This is a genomic window from Acidithiobacillus caldus ATCC 51756 (assembly GCF_000175575.2).
Classification (GTDB): Bacteria; Pseudomonadota; Gammaproteobacteria; order Acidithiobacillales; family Acidithiobacillaceae; genus Acidithiobacillus_A; species Acidithiobacillus_A caldus.
This window is the reverse complement of sequence record NZ_CP005986.1, coordinates 1,799,711-1,824,936: the sequence shown is the minus strand read 5'-3', so window position 1 is coordinate 1,824,936 and position 25,226 is coordinate 1,799,711. Positions and strand designations below refer to the sequence as shown.

At 60.8% G+C, this 25,226-nt stretch carries 29 protein-coding genes, 1 tRNA gene and 1 pseudogene; 2 read left to right on the top strand and 29 right to left on the bottom strand.

The genetic code is table 11. The features are described 5' to 3' along the window. Window positions 1-18 precede the first annotated feature (18 nt). The 19 genes from ACAty_RS08905 to ACAty_RS08815 form a co-directional block, all read right to left on the bottom strand. Window positions 19-255: a hypothetical protein gene (locus tag ACAty_RS08905; protein ID WP_004872847.1), complete on the bottom strand. Its 237-nt coding sequence runs from the start codon at window positions 253-255 to the stop codon at window positions 19-21. A gap of 20 nt (window positions 256-275) precedes the next feature. Beyond that, window positions 276-1,166, bottom strand: a complete 891-nt coding sequence (locus tag ACAty_RS08900; protein WP_004872846.1) for a thioredoxin fold domain-containing protein — start codon at window positions 1,164-1,166, stop codon at window positions 276-278. 5 nt (window positions 1,167-1,171) lie between these two features. Beyond that, window positions 1,172-2,617 (bottom strand): DNA methyltransferase, encoded by a 1,446-nt coding sequence (locus ACAty_RS08895; protein WP_004872844.1) that lies wholly within the window; start codon window positions 2,615-2,617, stop codon window positions 1,172-1,174. Beyond that, window positions 2,614-3,288 (bottom strand): SGNH/GDSL hydrolase family protein, encoded by a 675-nt coding sequence (locus tag ACAty_RS08890; RefSeq protein ID WP_004872842.1) that lies wholly within the window; start codon window positions 3,286-3,288, stop codon window positions 2,614-2,616. The genes ACAty_RS08895 and ACAty_RS08890 overlap by 4 nt, the downstream gene beginning before the upstream one ends. Next, window positions 3,285-3,884, bottom strand: coding sequence for an HAD family hydrolase (locus tag ACAty_RS08885; RefSeq protein ID WP_004872840.1), 600 nt, complete (start codon window positions 3,882-3,884; stop codon window positions 3,285-3,287). Before ACAty_RS08885 ends, ACAty_RS08890 begins: the two co-directional genes overlap by 4 nt. After that, window positions 3,884-4,429 carry a hypothetical protein gene (locus tag ACAty_RS08880; RefSeq protein ID WP_038472055.1) on the bottom strand — a complete coding sequence of 182 codons (546 nt, stop codon included), beginning with the start codon at window positions 4,427-4,429 and terminating at the stop codon, window positions 3,884-3,886. Before ACAty_RS08880 ends, ACAty_RS08885 begins: the two co-directional genes overlap by 1 nt. Window positions 4,430-4,690: 261 nt before the next feature. Continuing rightward, window positions 4,691-5,356 carry a S26 family signal peptidase gene (locus tag ACAty_RS08875; protein ID WP_004872835.1) on the bottom strand — a complete coding sequence of 222 codons (666 nt, stop codon included), beginning with the start codon at window positions 5,354-5,356 and terminating at the stop codon, window positions 4,691-4,693. A gap of 114 nt (window positions 5,357-5,470) precedes the next feature. Further along, window positions 5,471-7,192, bottom strand: coding sequence for a DUF3363 domain-containing protein (locus ACAty_RS08870; protein ID WP_004872833.1), 1,722 nt, complete (start codon window positions 7,190-7,192; stop codon window positions 5,471-5,473). Beyond that, window positions 7,189-7,620 carry a hypothetical protein gene (locus ACAty_RS08865; RefSeq protein WP_038472048.1) on the bottom strand — a complete coding sequence of 144 codons (432 nt, stop codon included), beginning with the start codon at window positions 7,618-7,620 and terminating at the stop codon, window positions 7,189-7,191. The genes ACAty_RS08870 and ACAty_RS08865 overlap by 4 nt, the downstream gene beginning before the upstream one ends. A 79-nt stretch (window positions 7,621-7,699) precedes the next feature. Continuing rightward, the gene (locus ACAty_RS08860) at window positions 7,700-8,962 is read right to left on the bottom strand and encodes an IS256 family transposase (RefSeq protein WP_004868469.1); all 1,263 of its coding nucleotides are present in this window, start codon (window positions 8,960-8,962) and stop codon (window positions 7,700-7,702) included. Between the two features lie 462 nt (window positions 8,963-9,424). Further along, window positions 9,425-9,871 (bottom strand): 1-acyl-sn-glycerol-3-phosphate acyltransferase, encoded by a 447-nt coding sequence (locus tag ACAty_RS08850; RefSeq protein ID WP_226047539.1) that lies wholly within the window; start codon window positions 9,869-9,871, stop codon window positions 9,425-9,427. A 1-nt stretch (window position 9,872) separates the two neighbouring features. Beyond that, entirely contained in the window at window positions 9,873-11,057 is a 1,185-nt protein-coding gene (locus ACAty_RS08845; protein ID WP_004872824.1) for a hypothetical protein, read from the bottom strand. 84 nt (window positions 11,058-11,141) lie between these two features. Beyond that, entirely contained in the window at window positions 11,142-11,432 is a 291-nt protein-coding gene (locus ACAty_RS08840) for a hypothetical protein (protein WP_038472042.1), read from the bottom strand. Beyond that, on the bottom strand, window positions 11,429-13,759 hold the full coding sequence (locus tag ACAty_RS08835; RefSeq protein ID WP_004872822.1) for a DNA topoisomerase 3: 2,331 nt from the start codon (window positions 13,757-13,759) through the stop codon (window positions 11,429-11,431). Before ACAty_RS08835 ends, ACAty_RS08840 begins: the two co-directional genes overlap by 4 nt. Window positions 13,760-13,843: 84 nt before the next feature. Further along, window positions 13,844-14,815, bottom strand: coding sequence for a 5'-3' exonuclease family protein (locus tag ACAty_RS08830; RefSeq protein WP_004872821.1), 972 nt, complete (start codon window positions 14,813-14,815; stop codon window positions 13,844-13,846). Window positions 14,816-15,167: 352 nt separating this feature from the next. After that, entirely contained in the window at window positions 15,168-15,395 is a 228-nt protein-coding gene (locus tag ACAty_RS08825) for a hypothetical protein (protein ID WP_004872818.1), read from the bottom strand. Between the two features lie 241 nt (window positions 15,396-15,636). Beyond that, complete coding sequence (locus ACAty_RS15900) at window positions 15,637-15,981, bottom strand: hypothetical protein (RefSeq protein WP_141738323.1); 345 nt, start codon at window positions 15,979-15,981, stop codon at window positions 15,637-15,639. Between the two features lie 10 nt (window positions 15,982-15,991). Next, window positions 15,992-16,201: a hypothetical protein gene (locus tag ACAty_RS15895; protein WP_141738322.1), complete on the bottom strand. Its 210-nt coding sequence runs from the start codon at window positions 16,199-16,201 to the stop codon at window positions 15,992-15,994. Between the two features lie 435 nt (window positions 16,202-16,636). Continuing rightward, window positions 16,637-16,948 (bottom strand): hypothetical protein, encoded by a 312-nt coding sequence (locus tag ACAty_RS08815; protein ID WP_004872816.1) that lies wholly within the window; start codon window positions 16,946-16,948, stop codon window positions 16,637-16,639. 171 nt (window positions 16,949-17,119) lie between these two features. On the opposite strand from ACAty_RS08815, the gene ACAty_RS08810 reads away from it, so the two are divergent. After that, window positions 17,120-17,530 carry a type II toxin-antitoxin system HicB family antitoxin gene (locus ACAty_RS08810; RefSeq protein ID WP_004872815.1) on the top strand — a complete coding sequence of 137 codons (411 nt, stop codon included), beginning with the start codon at window positions 17,120-17,122 and terminating at the stop codon, window positions 17,528-17,530. A 349-nt stretch (window positions 17,531-17,879) separates the two neighbouring features. On the opposite strand, the gene ACAty_RS08805 is transcribed toward ACAty_RS08810, so the two are convergent. The 4 genes from ACAty_RS08805 to ACAty_RS15435 form a co-directional block, all read right to left on the bottom strand. Further along, window positions 17,880-18,446, bottom strand: coding sequence for a metallophosphoesterase (locus ACAty_RS08805; RefSeq protein WP_004872814.1), 567 nt, complete (start codon window positions 18,444-18,446; stop codon window positions 17,880-17,882). Between the two features lie 297 nt (window positions 18,447-18,743). Next, a complete protein-coding gene (locus ACAty_RS08800; protein WP_004872813.1) occupies window positions 18,744-19,160 on the bottom strand; it encodes a hypothetical protein in 417 nt (138 codons plus the stop codon). A 148-nt stretch (window positions 19,161-19,308) separates the two neighbouring features. Further along, complete coding sequence (locus ACAty_RS08795) at window positions 19,309-19,668, bottom strand: hypothetical protein (protein ID WP_038472035.1); 360 nt, start codon at window positions 19,666-19,668, stop codon at window positions 19,309-19,311. A gap of 66 nt (window positions 19,669-19,734) precedes the next feature. Beyond that, window positions 19,735-20,268, bottom strand: coding sequence for a uracil-DNA glycosylase (locus ACAty_RS15435; RefSeq protein WP_238323829.1), 534 nt, complete (start codon window positions 20,266-20,268; stop codon window positions 19,735-19,737). On the opposite strand from ACAty_RS15435, the gene ACAty_RS16125 reads away from it, so the two are divergent. Further along, window positions 20,243-20,455 carry a hypothetical protein gene (locus ACAty_RS16125; RefSeq protein ID WP_051620766.1) on the top strand — a complete coding sequence of 71 codons (213 nt, stop codon included), beginning with the start codon at window positions 20,243-20,245 and terminating at the stop codon, window positions 20,453-20,455. The two genes, ACAty_RS15435 and ACAty_RS16125, sit on opposite strands and share 26 nt — an antisense overlap. Window positions 20,456-20,580: 125 nt before the next feature. Here ACAty_RS16125 and ACAty_RS08780 read toward each other — a convergent pair. From ACAty_RS08780 to ACAty_RS15890, 6 genes and pseudogenes are all read right to left on the bottom strand, one after another. Continuing rightward, window positions 20,581-20,652 (bottom strand) — tRNA-Cys (locus ACAty_RS08780). 81 nt (window positions 20,653-20,733) lie between these two features. After that, window positions 20,734-21,240: a single-stranded DNA-binding protein gene (ssb, locus tag ACAty_RS08775; protein WP_004872799.1), complete on the bottom strand. Its 507-nt coding sequence runs from the start codon at window positions 21,238-21,240 to the stop codon at window positions 20,734-20,736. A 45-nt stretch (window positions 21,241-21,285) separates the two neighbouring features. Continuing rightward, window positions 21,286-21,630: a TraR/DksA C4-type zinc finger protein gene (locus tag ACAty_RS15425; protein WP_082179264.1), complete on the bottom strand. Its 345-nt coding sequence runs from the start codon at window positions 21,628-21,630 to the stop codon at window positions 21,286-21,288. A gap of 222 nt (window positions 21,631-21,852) precedes the next feature. Next, window positions 21,853-22,620: a metallophosphoesterase gene (locus tag ACAty_RS08765; RefSeq protein ID WP_004872797.1), complete on the bottom strand. Its 768-nt coding sequence runs from the start codon at window positions 22,618-22,620 to the stop codon at window positions 21,853-21,855. Window position 22,621: 1 nt separating this feature from the next. Next, window positions 22,622-23,563: a phospholipase D-like domain-containing protein gene (locus ACAty_RS08760; protein WP_004872796.1), complete on the bottom strand. Its 942-nt coding sequence runs from the start codon at window positions 23,561-23,563 to the stop codon at window positions 22,622-22,624. A 636-nt stretch (window positions 23,564-24,199) separates the two neighbouring features. Continuing rightward, window positions 24,200-24,784, bottom strand: a pseudogene (locus tag ACAty_RS15890) (transposase); the annotation flags it as partial. Window positions 24,785-25,226: the final 442 nt, after the last annotated feature.

Sequence of the window (25,226 nt, the reverse complement as noted above, 5' to 3'; positions counted from 1 at the left end):
TATGCGGTGGTTCCATCCTTAGCGCGGATAGTCTCGTCCGATCGAGGGATACTGCCGCGCATGCGCCGCACCAAAACGCACGATGCGGTCGGCCAGCTGGCTGTCCATGAGTCCAATCTCGACTCCGCGCACCAGGGCATGTAGCGCCAGGTCAAGATGGTGATCGTCCTGCGGCAAGCCTTCCTTGACGAGCATATCCCGCGCGATATCGAGCACCTCGATCTGGGTATCGAGGAAGCGATCGGCTTCCATCATTCGAGCATCTTCCTGGGTCGTCAGGAGCATGTTCCGTCCCCCTTAATGCTCGCACCCCGCCCAAGATCCGCCATCATCCCGGGCGCCATGCCGTGAAACACCTGCGGCGTCTTGTCGCCCTTGAGGCAGGCCACAATCGTGGGCGTGGCAACCTCACCCGTCCTGGCCAGCAGTTCCGTGTTGGCCTTCACCTCGGCCAGCACCTTGGGGTCCAGCACCTTGGCCGGCGTGGTTCCGCCTGCTTCCGTCTTGACGTTGAAAATCACCTCGTTCTGTGCCCAGGCCGCCATCGGATCCTTGCTCTGCAGTATGGTCACCGCCTTGGGCAGGCTGGACGGTTTCAGGAATCCCACAGGGACGACCTTGAACCGCAACTTGCCCTCCTTGGCCAAAGGATACGCCTTGGTCCAGAAGTCGTGGCAGAAAATGCAGTTGGGGTCGAGGAATACCGTGAACAACGGTCCCTTGGTGCCCACCGTGAACCCAGGAGCCGCCAACATCGCCTGCGCGAGTTTCCCACCGGCCATGGGTTTGGGTATTACGCCATGCCGTTCGGCCGCCTGCTGGGAGAGATTCTTTCCTTGAGAGTCGAGCACTGGACCCGGGATCAGCACGGGACCGTTCTCGCCATCGATACCCCAGGCGATGCTTTTGGGGCCAGCGCCATTTGCTGGTCCAACGACCAGACCCGTCAAGCCATCGGGTCCGGCAAAGGTGGACAGGACCGTCGCGCGCCCCGCGCTCAGTTTGTCCACCAGAGGACGGTAGTTCGCCGCTGCTGCGGCGGGATTCGTCTGGGCATGGGCCGTACCCAACAGGTCGACCGTCCAGATTCCTGCGGCCAGAACCCCCATTCCCACAAAACCCGTCCAGCCAAACCACAACGCCATCTTCTTCGACATAGGCAACATGCAGCTTATCCTCCTATCCAATAAATCAAGCGTTTCCGCGCAATCTCGGCGTAATGCTCCGATTGCTCTATTCCCAAAACCGTATCCCACCCAGCCTGCAAGGCACCGATCATCTCCGACCCAGCCCCCGAAAAAGGCACCAAAAGTCGACGCGAATCGTCTCCCCTGGATGGCGGTAAAATCAGGTTGGCCAGATATCGGGTAAGGTCGATGGGCTTGAGGGTCGGGTGATCGTTCCCAACCTTTTCGCTGTTCTCTATCCTGCGCAAGGTGGTTCCATGCGCATACCTAGGCTCACCAGAAGTCACCCCCGCCTGCCGCTCTTTGGTGGACACCTTGGAGACATAGAAAAACCGGCTGGCATTCCCCACACTCGCCGCGATGTCCTTGTGCGTCGCCACCCCCGGGAAACGTCCAAAAGCGTTCCCCTGTCGCGCCCGGCGCAGGGTCCCTTTCGGCATGGCCCCACTCTTGCGTGGGCCTGCCTGAGTATTCAGCATCGCTGCGGCTTCCTCGTCCAGGATCGCATTGGCCGGCCAGCGGCCTTCGCTGGTGGAACCTATGGCTCGGGATCCGCCGTCAAAACCGCCACCCGCATTACGTCGCCCGGCGTAAACCATGCCGTTTTTGTCGGGATCGCACGTGACCTCCCGCAATGGCCGCTCGCCCTCGCTCTCGGATACCGGTATGCGCGCCCCATCGATGTTCAGCGCCCCACAACCCCATTTCAGCGCATTTTCGGCGTAGGTTTTCTCTCCGGGCTTACGGCAGAGCAGAATGGGCTCGTAGGCGGGTTTCAGAGCCGTACCATAGCCGTTCCACCGCGCAGAATCCGCATGTCCAGGCAGGGTGACATCCCACTCCCGACGCCAGAAATTTTTCCCATGGGCGGCGTTTGCCGCTTCCTCAACGAGGTCCGAATTTTTCAGGGTCGGATGTTTGCGCTTGCCGACTACTGGACGCTGCATCCCAAAATGCCGATCCATCGCCTTGCTCAAATCGAGATTTTTGGGGAATCCGTTGCCATATAGCCACATCAGGGTATCGGCCAAAACAAACCCTGCATCCTCAAAGGCCACGGCCAGCCGATGAAAGGTGCGGCTGCCTCCGAAAGCCATCAGGTAACCGCCGGGCTTCATCACCCGCATCACCGCCCGCCAGGTCTCCGGGCGAAAGGCGATATCCCCGCCGTCCCAAGTCTCCCCCATGAATCCGCGGTCCGTACCGACACCGTGCCGACCGTAGGGATCATCTTCATTGGCTTTGCGTGTGCTCCCCCCGCGCGACTTCTGGGTGAGATGGTAGGGCGGATCGCACAACACCCCGTCGAAATGGTTTTCCGGCAAGGTTGGCAACACGTCCAGCAGATCCCCAACCCGGATGGCATATCGACTCTCTGCTTCCGGCTCCGCGAAAATCGGGAGCATCATCGAGGTGTCTTTGGATTTCATGACCGATCCCCCTCCAACACCGCCCCCAATCCACCCACCAGAGCGCGTATCCCTTGCCAGTTGGGATGCACCTCATCCCCCCAGAAATACGCCCCGTTCTCCCGCCCGTCTGGCAACGAGGCGATCCGGTTCCAGTACACCAGCCGGACGTTCGGGTAGGCCTGCGGCAGGCTCGCATAGAGATCCTGTACCTCGGGGCCCCACGGACGCGGCACCTCGGGCACGATGAACACCACGCGCCGGCGAGGCCCCACGAGGCGCAGGAACTGGTCCACCTGTTCCGACGTCACCGGCCCATTGGTCCCCAGCTCCACCACCACCGTGCCGATGGCCCGCACCCCGGGATAAGCCCGTAGCTTCTGGTAAATCGGAATGGCCGACGCAAACTGCCGCCCAACCCGCGCGTCCACCAAGGCACCAGGGAACACGTGCAGGAGATAGCCACTCCACCCGTCGAAAATGGAATCCCCGAGTATCAGCAGATCGGGATGCGCGCTGCGGTAGCGCAGGCAGTAGGGATGCGTCCAGGCGTAATTGGGCTTCGGGGCCATCTGCCGATCCTGCGCAATACGCTGCATGGCGACCGCATTGGTCGTTGCTCCAGAACCGTAAGCTGCAGCAGCAGTAAAACCAAAAAGGCCCACCAGCAGGCCAGACAGCGTCCGCCTCATGCGGTGGCCACCAACACCGGATACAGAAAATCCTGGAGCACCGTGCCGAAATCGCGCAGGTCGTCGATCACCAGGACCCCGTTTTCCGGTTCCCCGAACCCGCGATAGTCCCGGTGAATCCAGGAACAGATCGGCACGTAGGGCAGGGCGGCGTGCACGTTGTCCAAGCGGTCGTCCAAAAAGGCCGTCGCCCGAAGATCCCGCAGGATAGCCACCCGATCTTCGGGCATCGCCTTGGCACCCAGCGTGATTATCCGCGACTCGGGGATCATGCCCTCCAGAGACAGGGCCCGCGCGTGCAGATGGCGGGCATCGACGTTGGTGACCGCCCAGACGCACGCCCCGAGTCCCGACAGGTGTTCGATCAGGTCCCAGGCCTCGGGATAGGGATGCACCCGTTCCCACCAGTTCCCCTGGTGGAACGCATCCCAGACCTTGGCCACCTCCCGCCGGCTGAGACCAAACCGGTCCTCCAGAGCGTAGTCGTCCGTAATCCGCTCCACGGGCCGGCGCAGGGTCCAGGCAGCACAGGTTTTCCAGGCCGCCTCAAAGTCGAGCAGCACCCCGTCCAGGTCGAGAGCGACGGTCGGGTACATCACTGGGCCACCCCGATGGCCTGGCGCAGGGCCTGACCCCGATGGGACGCCTCCTGCACCGCATCCCCCTCGAGGCAACGCGGCGCACCGGTATCGGCACAACCCTGCGCCACTTCACCAGCCGCACGGAAATAGGCGTCCGCCAGTTGACGCAGGGATCCCAGTTGCGGGCAGGATCCGGAGTCCTGCACCAAATCCGACAAGCCCCGCTGTTGCTGCACCAAGGTGCTGGCGAGATTCCCCCAACAGACCGCGGCGGGATTCGCCGACAAACAGGATTTTGCGAGCTGGCTGTCGGTCGCGAGCAGCCCCCGCAGATAGCCCTGGGCCTGGCCCAGACGGGCGGAACACATGCGGTGCGTGTGGGGGGATGGCGCCGTCTTCGCTGCAGGATTCGCCGGTGGCCGCGCCGCAGGCTGCGGCACAGCAGGAGCCGAAGCCGTCGCAGACGGTCCAGACGGAAGACCAGCATCGTAATTGGCCGGCAGGGTCGAACAGCCGGCAAGCAGTGTCAGTGTGGATAGCAGCACAAGTTTCTTGAACATGGAACCCTCCAGGAAAACCTTCCCTTGGGTATAGCAATGCGCCTTGGCACTTCCGCGCGTCGCGGGTCGGTAGCGTTGCCAGCGGCGGGGGCTGCGCCCTGCAGGGGTGGGTGTAGGGCACAAAAAAAGCCCAAACGCGCCGGCTTCACGTTTTGGGCTTGCAGGCGCGAGCCGCTTTCCCTGAGGGCGTCTCTTGGCCTGCACGCATTTTGTACGCTTTCCAAAAGAAAAGTTCAACAAAATTCAAAGATTGGAGGACGATTATCCGTGCCGAACCTTCGGGTGGTACCAATACTCGCTTCCGGGAATCACCAGCACGGGCTTGAGGCTGCCCAAAATATGGTCCTCCGGGATCGGCCCATAATAGGCGCTGGTGTACGCGAAATTCCCGGGGGCGTAGTCCCAAAAGTAGCCCTTGGGAACCACATACCGACCGTAGGCCACGTGGATGACCGGAATCCCATCCACCCGGGTTACCACGGCACTATTGGGAAGCCACCGGCCATTGGCCCGGACGCCCTGTGGCGCCACCATCACCTGCTGCCCGGGTATCGCCGCCACCACCTTGGCAAAAGGCATTATGCCTTTGGCGCAAGGCCCCTTAGGCGAGAATTCGAGCCAGTTCCCGGAAATGGCCTGCGCCATGGCGGGATTTGTGTCTGCCGGCAGCGATTTTTGGTAGGCCTGCGCACCGGCAAAACGCAGGTGCAGCGGATTCCCCAGCTCCGGACAGAGCATCACGTAATCGCCATCGCGCACCACCTTCGGCTTTGGCCCTAACCGATAGAATCCCAGCGGCATGCAGGTCGTCCCGTTGAATACCCAGTGCTGCGCCCGGGCGACCGTCAATAAGGCAAGAAAAGCAAGCACCAGCAACATCAACAGGCTCATCAGGACGTGAACGGTCACCACCAGAACACGACGCATCCGAGGAATCCCGAGTCGCAGGTCACGAGTCGCGGGTTCTGCGTTCAAAAATGATGCCTCCTTTTTTCCGTTACGGTCATAGACGCATGACGCGCGACTCGCGACGCGCGACCCTTATTCGAGATCGTCACCACGGCCCTTGCCTGGCTTCTTCGATCCCCTGGCCGGACCACCCCGTTCGCCACGTCCTGGACGTTTGGGCGACGGAGTCGGCTTTTCGGCAGGAACCTCCGGCGAAGCCTCCGGCGAAGCCTTCGGCGAAACCTCTGGCGGCAGATCCTGCGGTGTACGCTCCGGCTGAGCCGGCTCTGGTGCGACGGGAGAAGCATCCTCGCGCACCGATTCCACCGGCAAAGATGCGTCACGCTCACGCTCCCTTTTCTCGCGCTCCCGCCGCCGCATCCGCTCCAGCAACTGCTCGTGCCAGAGCCGCTGAAAACCCGTCGTCGATGCCTCCGGTTGGGCCGTCATGCCGGCATCCAGGGCATCGTCCAGGGCTTTCTCGGGAATCCGGACCTCCTTGGGCTTGTCGGGGATCACCAGCCCATAGTCCTCTACGGCGGTGTAGGGGATCCGGCGACCGTCCTTCTCGAAGCTTTTCCCCTCGATGGCCACGAGATGCCGCAGTTGCAATTGCTGCGCCGCACGGGCCTGTTCGATGCCCGCCGTCTGATAGACGATGTGCGCCCGGTAATCCGTGCCTTCGAGGATCACAAAACTGCGGTCGAATCGCTCATCGAGCCCGGTTCCGAGGACCCGCCCGACGATCCGTTGCCCCGGGCCGAGCTTCGTCACCTGCGGCAGACACCGCGGCTCCGTCATGAGCGCCCTGGACTCCGCCACCATCTTCGTGCGTGTGCGCACGATCTCCAGCTCCTTCAGTGCCTTCGTCCAACCGGCATCCAGTGCCCAGGTGGACGAACCGACCTTCTCCGCAAGTCCCAGACGCTCCAAGGCCTCCAGCCGCCGCATGCGGATACGCTGCTGCGCATACCCAGACTCCCTGGGCCGGCGAACGACCTCCGACAAGACCGCGCGTCCATCCGGCAAGGGTTTCGTCATCCGCTCGATCTCCCGATCCAGCGGCGTGAAACGGCGTGCCTCGATCTGCTGTTCCTGCCGTCTGGCCAGTTCCGCCGGCGACAGGTAGCCCAAACGCTCCGTCGCCACTTCCGACGCGACATCGCGCATGCCCCGCTTCACGATCTCCCGCGGGATGCGAAAATCCGCCTTGCCCCGAATCAGCACGTGCACGTGCGGATGTCCGGTGTTGTAGTGATCGATGGCCATCCACTCGACCGACGCCGGATCCTCGGCCATGTGCGGGGCAATGCGCGCCATCGTCTCCCGCGTCGCCTCCCGCAGATTCAGTCGGTCCCCATCCTCCGGTGACAGCACGATCTTGAACAGGCGAGGATCACCCGACAGCTGCCACTCCTGCAGCCGACCCTTGATGGAGACCTCATCGTCCTGGGCATCGAACCCCAAGCCTTTTTCACCCTCCTGCTGGGCATTCTCGCGCTCGAGATAGGACCCGTGCGCTGCCCACTGACCGATCTTGCGATTGGGGACATAGCCCAGCTTGACCGTCACCCGGCGCGCCGCCTCGCTGTGCGGAACCCCTTTGGGTAGCGGTCGGAACAGCCGCCCGCCGCCGACGGACGCCGCCCTGGCGATTTTCCCCGCCGCACCCACCGGCAAGGCCCGCCGCTCGGCCACCACCCGGCGCACCACCCGGGCCGCCTGCGGCCGCCGCAGGCGCTCATCTTCGTCAATGGTCTTGCCGCGGACGAAACTCTTGCCGGAGACGGAGGTGTCGGAGCGCCTTTCGCTCAAAGCCAGCCTCCAAGCCAGACCCACGCAGCAAAAGCCGCGAGCAGCACGGCGGCCACCCGCCAGACCCAACGGAGTTTCGCGTCGTCGTGGGCCTGCACCAGACAGGCAAAACTTCCAAGCAGCAACAGGAGCCCACCCACTGGCACGTCCAGTAAGACAGCAACCGGGCCAGACCGCAGTGCTGCTGGCGTCCGCCCCAACGCCCTATCCGCCCCCAACAGAAAACCCAGCCCAAAGACGACCGCAAGCCCAGCCAGCACCGTAATCAGCGGGAACGCCCACGACTTCCAGGACGCATCCGCTGCCTGCGGCGCCTGCGGCGGGCTGGACTGCGGCGCAGCAGCCCCATTCTGCGGTGCAACCGCCTGCTGTGGCGCAGCCACCGCCTGCTGCGGTGCAACCGCTGGTGGAGATTTCTCCGTCGACACCGATCCGGCTTCCTGAGTTTCCTCTGCGGTTTCGGCGAGCTATGGTCAAGATTGGTGTATGAGCATTTGCTAACACGATTCAGGCGGCGTCCTGTTGAGGATCCAGCCGGGTTTCGTTGGCAGGCATCCCATCGACAAATGTCACCCCGGCAAAGAGCTCGCGCAGTCTTTCCGGATGCTGAATCCCGCGCCAGTGTCTCTCTGCCTGCTGGATGAGCTTGTAGCTCAGGCCAAGGAAAGTGGCTCGAGAGACACAGTTTTTAGTGCGGCTGCTGCGTTGCCGTACGGTGGCGAAGGTCGATTCGATGGCGTTGCTGCTGCGGATATGCCGCCAGTGCTCTGCCGGGAAGTCGAAGAAGGTCAGCAGCACGTCCCGGTCCTTCTCGAGCTTTGCGACCGCTCTGGGATATTTGGCCTGGTAGTCCCGCACGAAGGCTTGCCAGGCTTTCTCCGCAGCTTCACGGGTGTCGGCCATCCAGATCGCCTGCAGGGCGGCCTTGGCTTTCCCCTGAAGGCGCTTCGGTAGCTCGTTGAGGATGTTGGCCGTCTTGTGCACCCAACAGCGCTGATGACGGGTTTGTGGGTAAATCTCGTCCAGGGCGGCCCAGAAACCCATCGCCCCATCTCCTATGGCCAGTAGTGGCGCCTCCTGCAGCCCGCGGTCGCGCAAGTCCCGCAGGATCTCTAGCCAGGAGGCTTTGGACTCCCGTAAACCGTCGGTGACCGCCACGACCTCCTTCTTGCCCTCGGCCGTCACGCCAATAATGACCAAGAGACACATCCGGGGATCGTCCTCCGCCCGCAGCTGGGTATAGACCCCGTCGGCCCACCAATAGGCGTAGCGTTTTCCCTGTAGAGACCGGCGCTGCCATTGGGCATGCTCTTGCGCCCATTCGACTTTCAAGCGTCCCAGCACGGCCGGAGAAAGCCCCTTGGCCTCCTCGCCCAGGAGAACAGACAGCGCCTCGTGCATCCGTCCCGACGATACCCCGTGCAGGTACAACCAGGGGAGCGCTGCGGCCACGGTCCGCGACTTGCGCACGTAGGGCGGTACCAGGGAAGAACGGAAGACCACGCCCGAACCGGAGCGGTCTCGCACCTTGGGGACCTGTACAGGCACGGGGCCGACCGCTGTCAGGATCTCCCGCTCCGGCAGATATCCATTCCGCACGACGGCCCGGCGACCATCGACCATGCGTACCGCGGCATACTCCTCCAGCAGCACCTGCACCTCGCCCTCGATGGCCTGTTGGATCAGCTGGCGCGCGGACCGCCGCAATAAGCCCTCGATGTTCAGGCCCAACTCTCCCATTCCTCCGTCGAAACCAGTACTCTCTTGCATGGCGCACTCCTCATTCGTTGCGAATCGGATCCAGAAACCCTTTTCTAGCAACAGTGCGCCACCCTCCTCAAGCTAGTTGTAGACCTCCCGTACACCAGATTCGAGCATAGCTCGGTTTCGGCATCCTGCGGCAAAAGCCAGACTGTCGGTGTGGGAACCTGCCTCCCCAGGAGTTTCCCCACCCACTTCCAGCGCGGCTCCCACAGCGCGGTCGGCAACGGCACCGTCTGCCCTCCAGACAGACGATACGTCCCACGCTCACCCGCCGCGCCGTCCGCAGGACCCCCTGCGGGGGGCATATTGCCGTCTGCAAGACTGCCGTCTGCAAGACCCCTGCGGGGCGCAGCCCTGCCGTCCGCAGGGCCAGTCCTGCCGGGCGCAGCCCTGCGTGACGCTATTCCGGATTCGCGCAGGGGTTCCGGCAACAGGGCTTCGGGAAGCTTTTTGGGCTTGATAGGGAGTTCATCCACGCCCCGTACCCTCCTCGAACAGCGGATCGACCGCCCCGGGGAAGAGATCGGCCCCGATGCTCCAACCCGATATCCGCACGGCAAACACCTGGGGCCGGCACCGACGGACCAGCCAGCGATAGCCTCCGCGATCGGCACGATCCGGCTGGTCGATTCCCGTCCCCTGGGGAAAGAGCACCACCGCCTGCCCACGATGGAGACAGGCGGCCAAATGCCGCAAACCAAAAGGACTCTGGGAATCGAGCGGGATCATGCGGTGGCCACCGGCCAAACGCCCGTAGCGACGCAACGCCCAGGACCACAGGGGATGACGGGCATAATCGGGATCGACGGGGAACACCGCCCCCCGTATCCCCTGGTGGCGCCCCAGCCACCACGCCACCCGCGGGCCGTCCAGTAACGAGGTGTGCGGACGGACAAGGACCAACAGACCGGCCAACTCAGTCCTCTTTGACCAGACGGATCTGCCCCACCAGGGCCTTCCCCAAACCCTTGGACGGCAGCAGCACGAAACTGCGCGAGGATTCCGCCAGCAGCGACTCCAACAGGTCCGTCATCCGGCCCACCTTTTCCTCGATGGCCTGCATGCGGGACTCCGCATCGCCCCTATCGAGCAGCGGGCGCAAATCCGCCGCCAGCCCATTGAACGCTGTCCCAAGGCGCGTCAATCGCTCTTCCACAGCGGCAGAAACCTCCGCGCGCCCCAGTTGGCCAAGGGCCTCCTCCATGCGCAAAAGACTCTCGCGGACCCCATCGACATACTCTGTCAGGGCGTCCATGCGCCGATGCAGCCCCGCAAGCAGATCCTTGGTCTCCAGGTCACCACTGCCGGGCTGCATCTCCAACGATACCGACTCCGCAATGGCCTTCGGCACCGAACTGGACATTGCATCCACGAGCCCATTGAAGGATTCCTGAAGATGGTCACGGATGGCGTTCAACAAAACCGACACATCGGGATCGACACGCTCCCCCAAAGCCGCCAGCGTTGCCCGCATGCCCTCGATCTGCTCCTGCACGTCTTCCCGCAGGTCCGCAACGGCCCGCAGAATATCGGCAACGGCTTCGGGACGGACATCCATCCCCGACCCATTGCCGCTACCGGATTCCTGGCCATCGAAGAAATCGACATCGTCAAAAGACGGTGGCTGGCTACCACCAGCAAAGGCAGAATCGTCGCCATCCGCAGGCCCTGCGGGCGGCAGCCCTGCGCCCGGCACGGGCCCCGCGGGGGGCATACCGCCGTCCTCAGGACCCGCAGGACCCGCCGCCTGCAAGGCCCCCTGCGGGGCGCAGCCCGCCGCCTGCAAGGCCCCTGCGGGCGCGGGGCCACGCTGCAGATCCGCGATCTGCCGGGCGATCAACTCTACCCGACCCGACAATTGCCGCAATTGCTCCAGGAAAACCGTAGGTGGATTTTCACTCCCGGATTGCGGGGCCAATTCGGACTGTTGCAGTATCTGCAACTGTTCCTCGACACTGCCCAATTCCGGCTGCTTCATGCAATCGACCATCACCCGGATAACCTGGGTGCGCGTAACCCCATACCGCTGCGCCAATTCGTCCACATAATCGGCTTGATCTCCCGCCAGGGTGAGGCGTACCCGTTTGATTTCATCCACCATATCCGTCTCCCAGAAAAACCTCGGCAAAATGGTATAGCCAAAGCCCTTGGCGATAGCGTCAGACCCTGCGGTATCGCCCCGATCCTAAAGCCAAAACTCCACCTTCGGTTTCGCACCAGAGCCCGCGACAATGAGCCGTCCGTCCACCGTCTTGCCGGCATCGAGTGCTGCCAGCACGGTCCGACGATTGGCGTCCTTCCGGTACAGCCAACCCAGGGGTACCGGCACATCGGGGAGATAGATACCGACGGCGTCCCGATCGACGGGATTGTCCCAATCCCGCGCAAACCGCACCGCGCTCCCCGGAGCCGGAAACAGGATCCCCGTGCGCTGCGAAAATCGGGTATTGACCGCCAGGTTGGACGTGCGTCTCATCCGGCCTTCCGTCCCTTGCCGCCTTTGGTGCCGGACGAAGCCGACTTTTTGCCGCCGGCACCGCTCCGGGCTCTCGGGGCAGATGTGGCGCCACCAGAAGATCGCTTCGCACCGGAGTAGGACTTCGTGCTGGACCCTCGCCGTCCACCGCTTTCCGCCGGTAGCCAGGGAGCCCCCAGCCGTTGCGGATCCTCACGATCTGGCCAAAAGGCCGCCTGGCAGGACGGACAGCGGTAATAGGTCTTGCCCGTCGAGGTGGTCTTTGTCCGGGTCGCCGTGCCGGCGCAATGGGGACACTCCGGCCCGGGCGGGCCGCTGTCCTCCTTGCGCTCCGCAAAGGGTTTGTCGGGCTTGCCGTTGTCGTCCTGCAAAAGGGGATGGGCGTCACGGTTTGAGCAGGACCAGAAAAAGACCTTGCGGTTTTTCTTCGACTGCAGCCGCCGCACCACCGCATCCCCACCGCAAATGGGACAGGGCTGCGCCCGCAAGGGCTGCTGAGAGGAACTTCCGCCGCCGGCCATGGCGGAACCGCTTTTGAGCACCTCGATGGCCTTGGCTACTTCCTGGGTCACCGCCGCCGTGAATTTCTGCATCGGGACCTTGCCCTCGGCCACCATGCCCAGCACATCCTCCCAGCGGGCGGTCGTGACGGGGTCGGCAAAACTGCCCAATCGCTGCTTCTCGAGATAGGCGATGAGGGCGCGGCCTTTGGGCGTCGAGATCAACTGCTTGCCCTTTTTCTGGAGATATTCCCGCTGGAGCAGGGTCTCCAGAACGCTCGCCCGGGTCGCTTCCGTGCCGAGCCCCGAGGTTTCCTTGAGCTTCGCCTTCGCCTGCGGGTCGGTCACGAACTTGTGGATGTTGGACATGGCGTCGATGAGCGAACCATCGGTGAACCGCGCCGGCGGCTTCGTCTGCCGGGCCTCGACCTTGCCGCCATCGCCCTGGACGGGGTCTCCCGTCTGCATCACCGGAAGCGGTGCCTTGCCCCCATCCGCGTCCTCGTCGTCCTCGAGCGCCTGCGCCCCAAAAAGCTTTTTCCAGCCGAGGTCGATATCCTGTCGACCCGTCGCCTTCCAGGATTCGCCGCCAAGGGCGATGGTGGCCGACAGCGCCCGATAGCGGTAATCCGGCAGGAACAGGGCGACATACGACCTCCAGATGAGATCGTAGAGCTTGGCCTCCGCGTCCGACAGCCCTCGCGCCGGCTCGCCCGTCGGAACGATGGCGTTGTGGGCCGTGATCTTGGCGTTGTTCCAGGCCACGTGCTTTTGCCTGGGGTTCAACAGGGGGCGGATACCGTCCGGTATCGGCAATTTCCCCAGAATCCGGGGAGCATCCACCAACTGCTCCTCCGGCAGATACCGGCAGTCCGTGCGGGGGTAGCTCGTGATTTTCTTTTCGTAGAGGCTCTGACAGGTGTCGAGCACCTGCTGAGCACTCATCCCAAAGCGGCTGCTGGCGACCTTCTGCAGGGCCGACAGGGAGTAGGGCAGGGGAGCAGACTGCTTCTGCTCTTTGGCTTCGAAGCGGGCGACCTTGCCAGCGCCTTTGGCCTTCTGGGCAACCGCCTCGGCAAGTCGCTTGTCGATGAGGCGGCCCTCCTCATCGAAACCTGGCCCGTCCGTCGAGGATGGCTCCCACTTCGCCAGGAACGCACCCTGAGTATGCCGACACTGGGCAAAGACCTCGAAATAGTCCCTGGGAACGAAGTTTTCTATCTCCAGATCCCGTCGCACTACGATGGCGAGGGTCGGGGTCTGCACCCGCCCGATGGAGAACAGATCCCCCGACTTGACGGTGACCGCCCGGGTGAGGTTCATACCCACCACCCAGTCGGACTGGCTGCGGGCCTCGGCAGCATCCTTGAGGGGCCGGTATTTCTCGTTGGATTCCAAGGCGGCAAAGGCCTTGCGGACGTTCTCGGCGTCCAGGGCCTTCAACCACACCCGCAGGACCTTACCGCGGTAATGGAAATGCTCGAGAATCTCGTCGATGAGCAACTGGCCTTCCCGGTCCGGGTCCCCCGCATTGATGACCGTGTCTGCGGATTTCAGTAGCGCCCCGATCTTGGCCAGTTGGTCCTTGGCGTCCCGCTTGGGGAACTTCTTCCACTCCGCCGGCAGGATGGGCAGGTCCTGCATGCGCCAGATCTTCTTTCCCTTGGCCGTTTTCGGTACGTCCCCGGGCAAATAGGCGTCGGGCTCCGCCTGCTCCAGAATGTGCCCAAAGGCATTGGTGATCTCGTAACGGTTGGCCTGCGGCCCCAGCCCTTCCCGGATGGCGCGGGCCATGGACGGCTTTTCGGCAATGACGACGGTGGTCAAGGTGTGCTCCTCGCTGCTGTGCTTGGTTAGGTATAGCGAGGGGGGTAGGCAATAAGTCGCTGTGGCAGTCCAAATCGAATCCCGTTAGGCTGTAAACTCCGCGAAATCGAAGGCCGCCGGAACCTCCGGAAGAAAGGACCGCTGCAGGGTATCCCACTCCCCGCCTGGTTCGAGGCGATGGGCCAGACGATCGAAACCAAAGTGGGCACACAAGTCGCGGCAATCGTCCGGAGAGAACGACAATCGGGCAATCCCCGTGGTCTCGGCGCTCGGCGGCGCCAAACGCCAATCCATGATGCGCCGGTTGCGTTCGATGAGGTCGATGGCGTCGACAATGGCGGCAGACGCCTTGTCTTTGGCCCGTCCGGAAGCGACGGCGGCGGCGATACCGTCGAGGCCTTCGTGCAAACGCAGCAGTTTGAGCGCCGTGGGTATGCCCACGCGCTGCACGCCAGGAATGTTGTCGGATGGGTCTCCCGCCATGGCCTTGGCCAGCAGGTATTCCTCGATACCCGAGAAGGGACCGTCCTTGGCCTTGTCGGTCTGGAGATCGGCAAGGGTCATTTCCCCATCCGTGATGGGGGTAAACCACGTCACGTGACGCGACAGGGCCTGCCACCAGTCGGTATCGCCCGAAACCAGCGTCATACCATCGATACCGAAATCGGCGAAGCGCTCGTGCGCGAAGGCAAGGCGGCCGGCGAGGTCATCGGCTTCGGCATCGGGTGCCCGCATCTGGAGTACACCCATTTGCAGGAGAAAGAGATTGGCCCAGGGCTGTTGCCGTTTCCAGGATTCGGCTACGGCCACCTTGTCGGGGCGGTCGCGACGGTTTTCCTTGTATTCGGGACAGAGCTCCTTGCGCCAGGCCGCGTGGCCGTCCCAGAGCACGATCGGCACCGCTTCGGGATAGCGTTTGGCAATGCGGATAACCGACTGCACCAGCCCCAGGATGCCGCCCGTCGGCTGGCCATCGTGAGAAAGCCGTGACAGAGCGGGCGTGTACATGCTGGCGTAGCCAATGTTATTGCCATCAATGGCTAATATCTGAACCACGAGACCTCCAAAGCAGTTTACGTGCTTTTCACCCCTTGACGCACAACACCTGCTTCAGGGTGTGCACAACATCGGGCAAATCCTCCGCCGACAAACTGGTCTGGACGGCGCACATGCCGCAGCCAATGTCGACCCCGACCGCCGCAACGCGATCCTCACTCATCCGGCAAGAGATACCGCTTGTGGCAATCCGGCCCAATGGGAAACTCTCCCATATACCCTGGATCCCTAAACATATTTGGGTCGTCCATGTCTTTCTGCGTGGCCCACCGCTCGCCACCGTCTAGCACGACAGCGACGTGCTTGAAGGGTTCGCGCACCAGTTTTTTGCATATCGCGCACTCACGTCCGTCTATCGACCCATAGCCAGCGGTGGCAATTTCAGTGCGAAACCAGGCAAGCCCTTCGGGGCATACTCGGCATTGAACTCACGCAAAACGTCCCGCAGATCATCGGTTCCCAAATCAAAACACATGTTGACCTTTTCCAGAGCATGGTAGAGAACGCCGCACTCAGGGCAAAAATACCAATCGGCTAGTTGGACCTCGCCACCCTCGCCGTGAATGCGTTCTTCAACCATACCAGAGGCCGTGCGCCAACGACGGATCCGGTACGCCGGATCGCCTACCGAAATTCGCCTACGGCATGAGACGCACTTTCTGGTCCGCTTGGTTGCCAACGGCTTCGCTATGGTGTGGACCTCGTACCACCATCCACAGTTGCCGTAATCACAAGCACATTCGCAGGATAGGCCCATGTCACACCTCCGAATACGCCAAGTGGCCGATGTATTTTCCTAAAACCCCAGCCATGTCGCTTCCTCAGCGATCAACTTCTTGTGGCGGCGCTTTCGATGGTCCATCAAAAATTCCGTTTCCACAGGAGGCAGCAATAAGGCGCTCTTTGTCTCGTTCTGACAGAGGCCAATAGATAGTGCCACCAATTTCAACATATTCCACTTTTCCTCGGCACTCATCAACCGATTTACGTTTGGCCCCAAGAGAGTCAATGAACAGAACGCCAAAGCAGTATTTTAGCCGTTCTATTTCGGCGAGAAGGGTTTCGTTCTCAGCCTCCAGTTCTTCAACCGCTTCAGCAGCGCACCAGTCGCCATCATCGTTCGGGCGATAATTATCATCAAATACGTCATAGCGTTGCAGTTTCATTTCAGACCTCTCATATATCTCGAACTTCTTCATCGCTCGCAATATGTACAGGTTCGTCCCATATTTCAGAAAAGGCGGCGCTCAGGCATTTCTTTATGGTGTCTATGTATTCTTTCCGGTCTTCGGGATCAAAATCTTCTACAGAAGATATATCCACCTCTGCATTGTTTCCAGGAATACCTACACTTGGGTCTCCATGGCTCCATACGTGAAAAATCATCTTCTGTCTCCTTGCTGGCCTAGGGAAACGGACAACCCGTTCCGACACGAATTGCGCAGATTGTCTCGTCACATGCAGTGCTCGTATGCCCTGGAAATCAGATCCTCCATCTTCGCGCGCTCCGCCTCCTCCACAAGAAGGTAGACCTCTTTGCGCGTTATACCACGGCCCTGCTCACGCACCGCGCAGAAATTGGGCTTGGCACCATCCCAGGCAATAGCAGCATTCCACTTTCTTTTGGCCCACTTTCCAGAATCCAACCAGGCTGGAGTTACCTCCTGCAAATCCTCAAGATCACATCGCAGACTGCGGAAGCCGCCTCGATGCCGGAAAACAAAGAGAAATAACGCAAGGACGCCTACCTATCCAGAAGTCCTGGACAGGTATAGCGACGTGGGAGGGCAAAGGGGTAAAGCACAACCGATCTGCAGCTTTTCAGAATCCGTGCACCGCTACCAGGGCCTCGTCCCACACCCAGTGCGTCTCGTCGTCGAGCCCTCTCCCGGGCAGCCGGAATGCAGCGCCGGCAGCCTCCGCCAATTCCGTGGCGGTATCGTAATCCCGGGCCACCGCGCGCATCCATCGACGCACCTCGAGGCGACTGGCGGTCTGCACCTCCACATCGCGACGCGCTGGCCGTTTACCTCTCGGCCAATGCAAAGCCTCCATCTCGCGAATCCGATCCTCCCGAAGCCGACCGGATTCAATCACCGAACGGCGATACCGATTCTCCTGCTTCACGCTCATGGGTCACCTCCGTGCATTCGATCCCAACCTAAGCACAGATGGTCTCGTCAGAGGCGGAAAAGCACAGGCACATGAGGAAGTCGGGCTGGTAAAGGATGGGAGTGGGCACTTGTGTATCTATCATATATGATATACCAAGGCCATCGAACGGCAAATCGGAGTCAAGATCAATTGAATATCGCCTACCCCTACACCATCGAACCTCAGCCCGAAGGCGGATTTCTGGTGCAATTCGCCGATCTGGAAGAAGCCTTCACCGAAGGTGAAACCGAAGAACAGGCGGCCTTCAATGCCGCCGAGGTTCTGACCGCCGTGCTGGCGCAGCGGATCGAAGACGGCGACGCCATCCCACTGCCACAGGAGGCGCAGGGACGGCCCGTCGCCGTGCCAGATGCGCCGGTGCAGGCCGCGCTGCTGCTGCACTTCGCCCGGCAGGGGCATACCCTCTCGGAGCTAGCCCGCGCCATGGGCACGAGCTGGCCCGCCGTGCAGCGGCTGATGAAACCGGGCAACCCAACCCTCAAGCAGCTGGAGCGGGCCGCTGCGGCGCTGGGCAAGCGGCTGGTGCTGAGCCTGGAGTGACGCTCTCAACCCACAACGCGGGTAAACTTCCAGCCCATACTCGCCGTTTGTGGGCGGCTCCCGGAGGGAATCCGTGGGAAAGTCGGACTAGCAGAGCATCCGCAGCAAAAATGCCACGTTATGTCGCAACTGCAATGTCCAGTTTTACCCCAGTCCCTTCCGACGGGTAGCCAAAGGGGTTGGATAGGATACGAACCCCATCCTGGACGTAATCGACCGCGTGGTGCGTGTGCCCATGCACCCAGAGACGGACTCCACGCTGTGCAGCAGTCCGGATGGTCTCGTCCAACCGGCTCACATAGGCACCCGCCAGATCGTCCGCGCGAAAATGCGGATGCAGGGACGCCCATTAGGGCGCGTGGTGCGTGAGAACGACTTTGGGGCCATCCCAAGGCTCTGCCATGGACCTCTCTAACCAGCGCAGCGAGTCCCGATGCCAGCGCAACGCATCCTGGGGCAGGAATCTTTTCGTGCCACCACGGGCGCGGATACGCTTGTGGTCCTGCATTGTCTCCTGCGCCGCACGCAAAGCCCAGGGATCCCCTTCATCAAAATCCGACCACAAAGTCGTCCCAATGAAACGGATGCCAGCAACGTCCACCGTATCTCGCTCCAGCAGGGTCACACGAGAAAAGATGGATTCGGGCAGATGGTTGGCCAGGGATTCCCGCCATTTTTCCGGCGCCCTCTCGACCGACATTCCCCAGTAATCGTGGTTCCCCAGAATGACCACCGTGTGCAGGAAAGAACCGGCAGCCAGCTTCAGCCAGTCGGCCAACTTCTTGGGAGATCCGTAGTCGCCGGCAAGCACGAGAATGCTCTCGGCGTCCGTGGTCAAAGGAGCCAGACGCACCAGATGCGGCGGATTGACGTCCACATGCAGATCGGAGAGAACGCGCAGATAGGGATGGATCATGAGACGGATGATAGTTCACACCATTGGGTATAGACAAAGGGCAGGGTGCATCGGGTGAGAGGCCACAGGACAGGGCCAAGAAGCAGACCATAAGATGCCATCCACCTAGAGAAACCAATGGATACGCACGCTATACCAGGGATAACCCCCTTTATCTTGCGTTCATTCTATTCAGTTATAGTTAGGGCATTCCTGCCCATGTGATCGGATCACATGGGCGAAACGGCCCTATCCCATGGAATTGCAGACACAAAAAACCGGCCCAAGGCCGGCTCAGTGAGGGTGGCTGGAGATCCGCTAGAAAATGCTGTTGATCAGGTCATCCCCGATACCGAAGCCTGCCCCCAGCTCGATGGCACGGCCAAAGCCGGAGTTCAGGAAGCTCGACAGGAACCCACCGCCTTGGCCCTGCTGCATGGCGGGCTGGCCATAGCCCTGCTGCTGAGGCGTCTGCGGGTAACCCGGCTGCCACTGAGGCTGCGATTGGTTCTGCATGGCCTGGTGCAGCGCCTGCATAACGGCCATCACCTGCTGCTGCTCCTGCTGGATGTTGAGGGCCAATTCCTTGAGATCCAGAAGCCATTCCCTGGCGTCCTGATTTCCGCCATCCGCCGCCGTCTTGAGTTTGCCCGCCAGCGTCTGCAAGCTCTGCATGACGCCTTGGGCCTCTTGCTGCAACTGCTGGTACTGCTGATCGACCGTCTGAATATCCATGATTGCCTCTCCCAATATCAGAAAGCCAAAAATAAGGGGGAACCCGCATGGATCGGTCTGGCATGACGTCTACACTCGATCCGGCCTAGCTCTCCCCAGAAAGAGGCATATCGTGCTTACGCCCGGGTTCCCAAAAACTACGCTACGTTTACGCCGCCGAGCGTGGCCGCCGGCCACGACGGGCCTTGCCATGCTCTTGCAGGAGCGACTCACCACGATCCGCCATGGCATCGGTGTCAAAACCACTCTCTACCGCATCGGCGATAATGGCGATGAAATGCCGATGATCGAGATCCGGAGCGATCTCCTGTACGGCACGCTCGAATCGCTTCTGGTTCTCCATCTGCGCCTTGCGCAGCGAGGGACTTCCCGCGAGCCGCCGCTTTTCCTCGTCGATCTTGGCCAGCTGCTCGCGCAACTTGGCTTCCATCTGCTGACGCTTGGCCTCAAGATCCGCCAACCGCTCTTCCGCCGTCCGACGACGGCGCTTCACCTGAACTTCTGCCATATCTTTCTCCCAAAAAAGTGTTTCTATATATCCCTTACCAGGATATAGACGAAGATAGCCGAAAAGTTATCGCTTTGCAAAAACCGCAGAAAGCACACGAACTTCTTCCTTGGCCCACTCCGACCATTTCCGCCCATCCGGAGCGTTTCGGTTCCATGAAAGGGGGGAGGTGTGCGGTATGGCAAACACTCGAACAGCCCTTTGCTCGAAAAAGGGCTTGAGCCGTGGGTGGCACAAATCGAGATTCAGTTGATGATCACCACGTCGCAGATCCACTATGTGCGTGTGGAGTGGACCGCTGCCACAGAAGACCGATGTTGCCGTACCGCCGACCAGAAGGATAGCCTCTGGCTCGGATCGCTCCAGCGTTTCCAGGAGATAATCACCGCAATTCCAGATTTCTTCCGCTGTGGGTCGGCGATTCCCTTCCGGTCGGCAGCGGACGATGTTGGCGCACCCGTATTGATACCACCGAACCAGACCAAAAGACTCCAGTAGCCGATGTAAGGTGCGCCCGGCTCGCCCGACGAATCCACGACCTTGCACATCCTCGTCCGCACCCGGAGCCTCTCCAATGACCAGCAAAGGCAGATGGCGCATCGTGTCCGACACGTCCGGCAAAACGATTTGCTTACGCGAGGCGCACAGCGCGGGGCAGCGGGCGCAGAAAAACATCAATGCTTCCAATCTCGAAGACGAACGTGTGCTTGCATGCTTGCGAAATCCGCGAGGAAAACCCAAAGCTTTCCTCGCGGATCTCCAGAAATTTCTTGGTTACGATGCTTGACCTTGCGCGTGTACTTGGTCCGATCGCGCTCCACACGAGTCTGGAGCACGCCGAAGCGTGGCTTGAATCGCTCCAACCTTCCAACGATTTTTTCCTTTCGCATACCAAACCCTCCGATATATTGAAGCACGGTACCGGAGTCGAACCGGTCTGGAACGGTTTTGCAGACCGTTGCCTTGCCGCTCAGCCAACCGTGCAAAGGCCGTTGTTTCGCTACACTGGGACAACGGCCAATCCCTCGATAGATCCCCGCCCGATGGGGCGGAGACTCAGGCTGCTCAGAAACGAACCCGCCGCAATCCCCGACGCGCGATATCCGCGGCGACCGCGAACGGAATTTTGTCGTCAAAATCGTCCGGCGGTACATCCATGTTGGCACCACCACCAGAACCCTTGGGAGCCGTACGACCAGTCTTGGAACCGCCGTTCACAGATTCCTGACCATCACCATCCCGGCGTCCGCCTATCAACTGCAAACGATCGCCGACAATCTCGGTAGTATAGCGCTCCTGGCCCTCTTTGTCGGTCCATTTCCGGGTACGGAGACGGCCCTCGACGTAGGCCATGCTGCCCTTCTTGAGATACTCTCCGGCAACCTCAGCCTGACGACGGTACAGAGATACACGATGCCATTCCGTGCGCTCCTGCCGATTCCCCTCCTTGTCCTTGTAGGACTCCGATGTGGCAATGGAAAGATTGGCCACTGCCGTACCATCGGGCATGTACCGCATTTCCGGGTCAGCGCCCAGGTACCCCAACAAAATCACCTTGTTCAAACCACTCATGACAAATCTCCTTGATGGCCAAAATTGGCTCTCTCTGGTATAGCCTTACAGCTTGGCGATGCCGATATCCTCGACGTGCAGATCGTCATCCAAAGCCGATGAACCAGTCTGCTGGCCATCGTTCTCCACACGCAGGTATCTGGAAATGCCGCCGACACCGACACGCGGTTTTCCTCGCTCCAACCGGCTTGCACAGTCCACACAACGGACGGCCTGCACCGCTTGAACCCTCGCCTGCGGGATCATTTCCCCGCAGTCCAGGCAATACCGATTGCCTTGGTCGTCTTCGTCGGGTTCTTCCTGTGGCTCCAGACGTAAACGCGATATGGCCGCGACACGCTCTGCTTCTTTAAACTGAGAGGCGATGTCGCCCTCGTCACCTTGCAACAATGGATCCTCCTAACAGTGGACAATAAACTTCACCAAAAAACAGTCACGCCCCCGATTGGAAAGCCTTATCCGAAGCTTGTCAGCACGCTGGCGCGAGCGCAGCTTGAAGCCCAAAGGCTTGGAATAGGCAACATCCGAAGGATACTCGCGGATTTGATACATCGTCTTGCGCTTCATAAGATCCCCCAAATCCCGTTCTTACCCATAGCACAGATAGTCTCGTCAGATTTCGAGATCGAGGATTCGGAACCAAGGAATGCGGCCGCGCTCGTTGGGATATCCCCACGGATGCGAGACGACCGTCGTTTCGCCGATGGTGTACTCCACCGCATCGTGCAGGTGGCCATGGATCCAGAGTTTGGGTCGCCAAGACAAGATCCGGTCGTCCAGATTGGCGCAAAACCCTCCGGCAATAGACGAGCCAGCAAATCGGGGATGATTGCTCAGGAAGATCGGCGCGTGGTGGGTGACGACTACCGTCGGCATCGGATCGGGAAACCGGGTGTCAAGCCAATCAACCGATGCGGCGTGCTCCATGGCGATACGGGCGGCTCGGATCGGCTTGTTGGTCTCCACGTCAACAATCAAGGCAAAGTCGTTCATCCCCGCTTCGCAGGTAGCGAGGTGTCTCCCGCCCGCAAAGTCCGTCCAAAGCGTACACCCCAGAAAGCGCACGCCTCCTATCCGAATCTTGGATTTCTCCAGAAGATAGGCTGCCGGAACATCGGACAGCGCGGCGTGGTAGTCGCGCAGGGCCGACGGAAAGACCTGCTGGTAATACTCGTGGTTGCCCAGCACAAAGAGGATCGGGGCGCGCGTTTTGGCTCGCAGCCACATAGCAACGGCCCTCAGTCCATCCGGCGTGGTCGCGATGTCGCCGGCCAGGATCACCACGTCCGCCGTCTGCAGAATCTTGGTGAAGACAGTCTGCCGGTAATAGTCGAGAGCGACTATCTCAGTATGGATATCGGAGGCAAAGGCAATGCGCATCTCAAAACCGGGAAAACCAGCCCTTGAGCTTGCCCAAAACGCCACTCGTGGGATGTCCTCCTGCCATCGCCCAATCGCTGTCAAATTGCGCTTGCAGATGGGCAAGATCACTGCCGTTCAGCAGTAGCCCCATTTCTCGATTGTCTTCCAGGCTCGTCCGTGTGAAGTTCTCAGAACCAATGAACGCCAGATGGTTGCCCACGATCATCTTGGCGTGCATGTAGATAGGCTTCTTGGGCATCAGCCGCGCCTGGCAGCCGTGCTGCTCCAGGAAAGCCACATCGCGGCGATCCTCGGCGCTGATGGTGGCCGGCAAAATCATCCGCAGGTCTTTCCCCTTGGCCGCCAGAGCATCGAGGATAGGACGATAGGGCCCCAGTTCCTCGCTCTCCACATCGATCGGCCCCGGCTGCTCGATGACCCGTAAGAGCTGATCCGCGGACGTGCCAGGAGACAGGACCAGCACCGGATGCGCCCACGCCGACGCATGCTGGCGGTTCCAGTCGGCATCGAACACCGCCTGCACCGCGCGCACGATCGTCATATTGGTCGTGTCGTACAGGTACTCACGGTTCCGGTGGAAAGCCGACCAATCGAAGTTTGCCGTACCGATTTCGGCCTCATGGCCGTTGACACAGTACTTGGCGTGGTAGAACGCATAGCGGTCGCCGTGGCTCACAAACCGGTTGGGCACATAACGGAAATGCGCCCCGGTTGCCTCGATGGCGCGGACCTCCTTGCGAACCTGCCAAGGCTTCATCCCGTAGGGCTTCGGCTCCATCATGATCCGCACGTCCACACCACGACGCACGGCATCCCGTACCGCCGCCAGGATTCGGCGATCGTCGAGGTAGTACACCCCGATATCGAGTTGGTGATGGGCCGAGTCGATGATATTCAGAATCGGCGCTGGGCCAGCGTTCGGTTCGATGTACAAAGGCATGCGCTACCTCCAGGGATCCGGGAAACCTATTGGGATTCTAGGGGAAGGGCACAAGAAAATGCCTTCCTGCCTAAAGCACGGATTGTCTCGTCTGCTGCTGGATAGGTATAGCCGAAGGGCAGGGCGCTGGGTGTGACGAATATGTACCATGGTGAGGCCGTGCAAGGCCCGCTTCTGGTCTTTTGAGGCCGGTTTTGCTGTTGGCAGACGAGCTAACCGATTGAAAAATTAAGTCCTATGTTACGCTTCCGGGACTGTTAATCACTAGGTCGGCGGTTCGAGCCCGTCCCGGGGAGCCAAATAAAACAAGCACTTAGGATTTATCCCTAAGTGCTTTTTGCTTATCTGGCTCTAGTCTGGCTCTAGTTCTGCCAAACGACCTGCCCCGGGCGACCCCCCCTGGCTCTAGTTCTGGCTCTAGTTCGTGCGCCACGAAGCCGACTCTGAAAACACATGACAACTCATGACAAAAAACTTTGTAGGCGGTGCTGGCTCTAGTTTGTGCGCGAATTGGTCACACAAATGGGTGCCTTTTGGGGTGGATCCGGCGCCAAACAGGACGTAACCGGCCAGTCGCGCCGCGAGGGCAACGGTTGGTGTGTTACGGTGGACCCATTAGTCAAGACCAAAAACAGGTCAGTTTAAGCTAGTGCTGGCGTCCTCATTCGCAGCGGATTGGCGCTGCCCCACGACCTCCTCGATGACCTTTCGGTCCGCTTTTGGATACTTGTCCACGATACAGGCACCACCGCCCTGCCCAGTCCGATAGACGAGATCGGGGGTGGCGTAGCCCAGCGATTGATGGGGGCGAAGGGTATTGTAGCGCCCGAAGTACTCGGTAAGCCCTAGCAACAAGTCCGGCACACCCGCGTAGCCCTTCAGGTAGATGTCCTCGTACTTCACGGATCGCCACAGGCGCCCCACAAAGACATTGTCCAAGGCTCGGCCACGCCCATCCATGCTGATCCGCACATCGCGGGCCTTGAGCACGCCGACGAAGGCCGCGCTGGTGAACTACTGGCTGCCTTGATCCGAATTGAAGATCTCCGGGGCTCCGTAACGCGGTAACGCTTCTTCCAGGCAATCGACACAAAAGGCCGTGTCCATCGTGTTGCGGATTCTCCAGCTCAAGACCTTGCGGCTATACCAGTCCATGATGGCGACCAGGTAGACAAACCCCTGCTTCAGCCGAACATACGTGATATCCGTGCTCCACACCTGCCCCTACCGTTTGAGTTGCAACACCAAGGAAAAATACGCTGGAACTTGACCACAAAGCCCGTGAAGTCATTGAAGACATTCACCATCGTCGGCAAGGCATTCAGTCCATGCAGGCGCAGATCAAGGACGACCTGAAAGCTCTAGCGGACTATCTTGACGTAAAACCCGCGCACATCTCGCGCTTGATCTCCACTTGTGGAACGGGAGCGCGCTCGGGGGGATGTGCTTGCGGCCGAGCGAGACCTGATCGACGCTGCGGAGTCCTTGCTCCCGGAGAGTGAGCGGCTCTAGCGTTGAGAATCGCTCCCTGATGTATGATTACCTCAAATCGCGTGGTGTCGCTACTGGACCGTGAAGGTGCTGCAGTGCGCGGACGACAGTAGAGCGTTGTTGCCACGCAGGATTCGGAGGGATACCCTCTCACGGAGGGATGAAGGTTAAA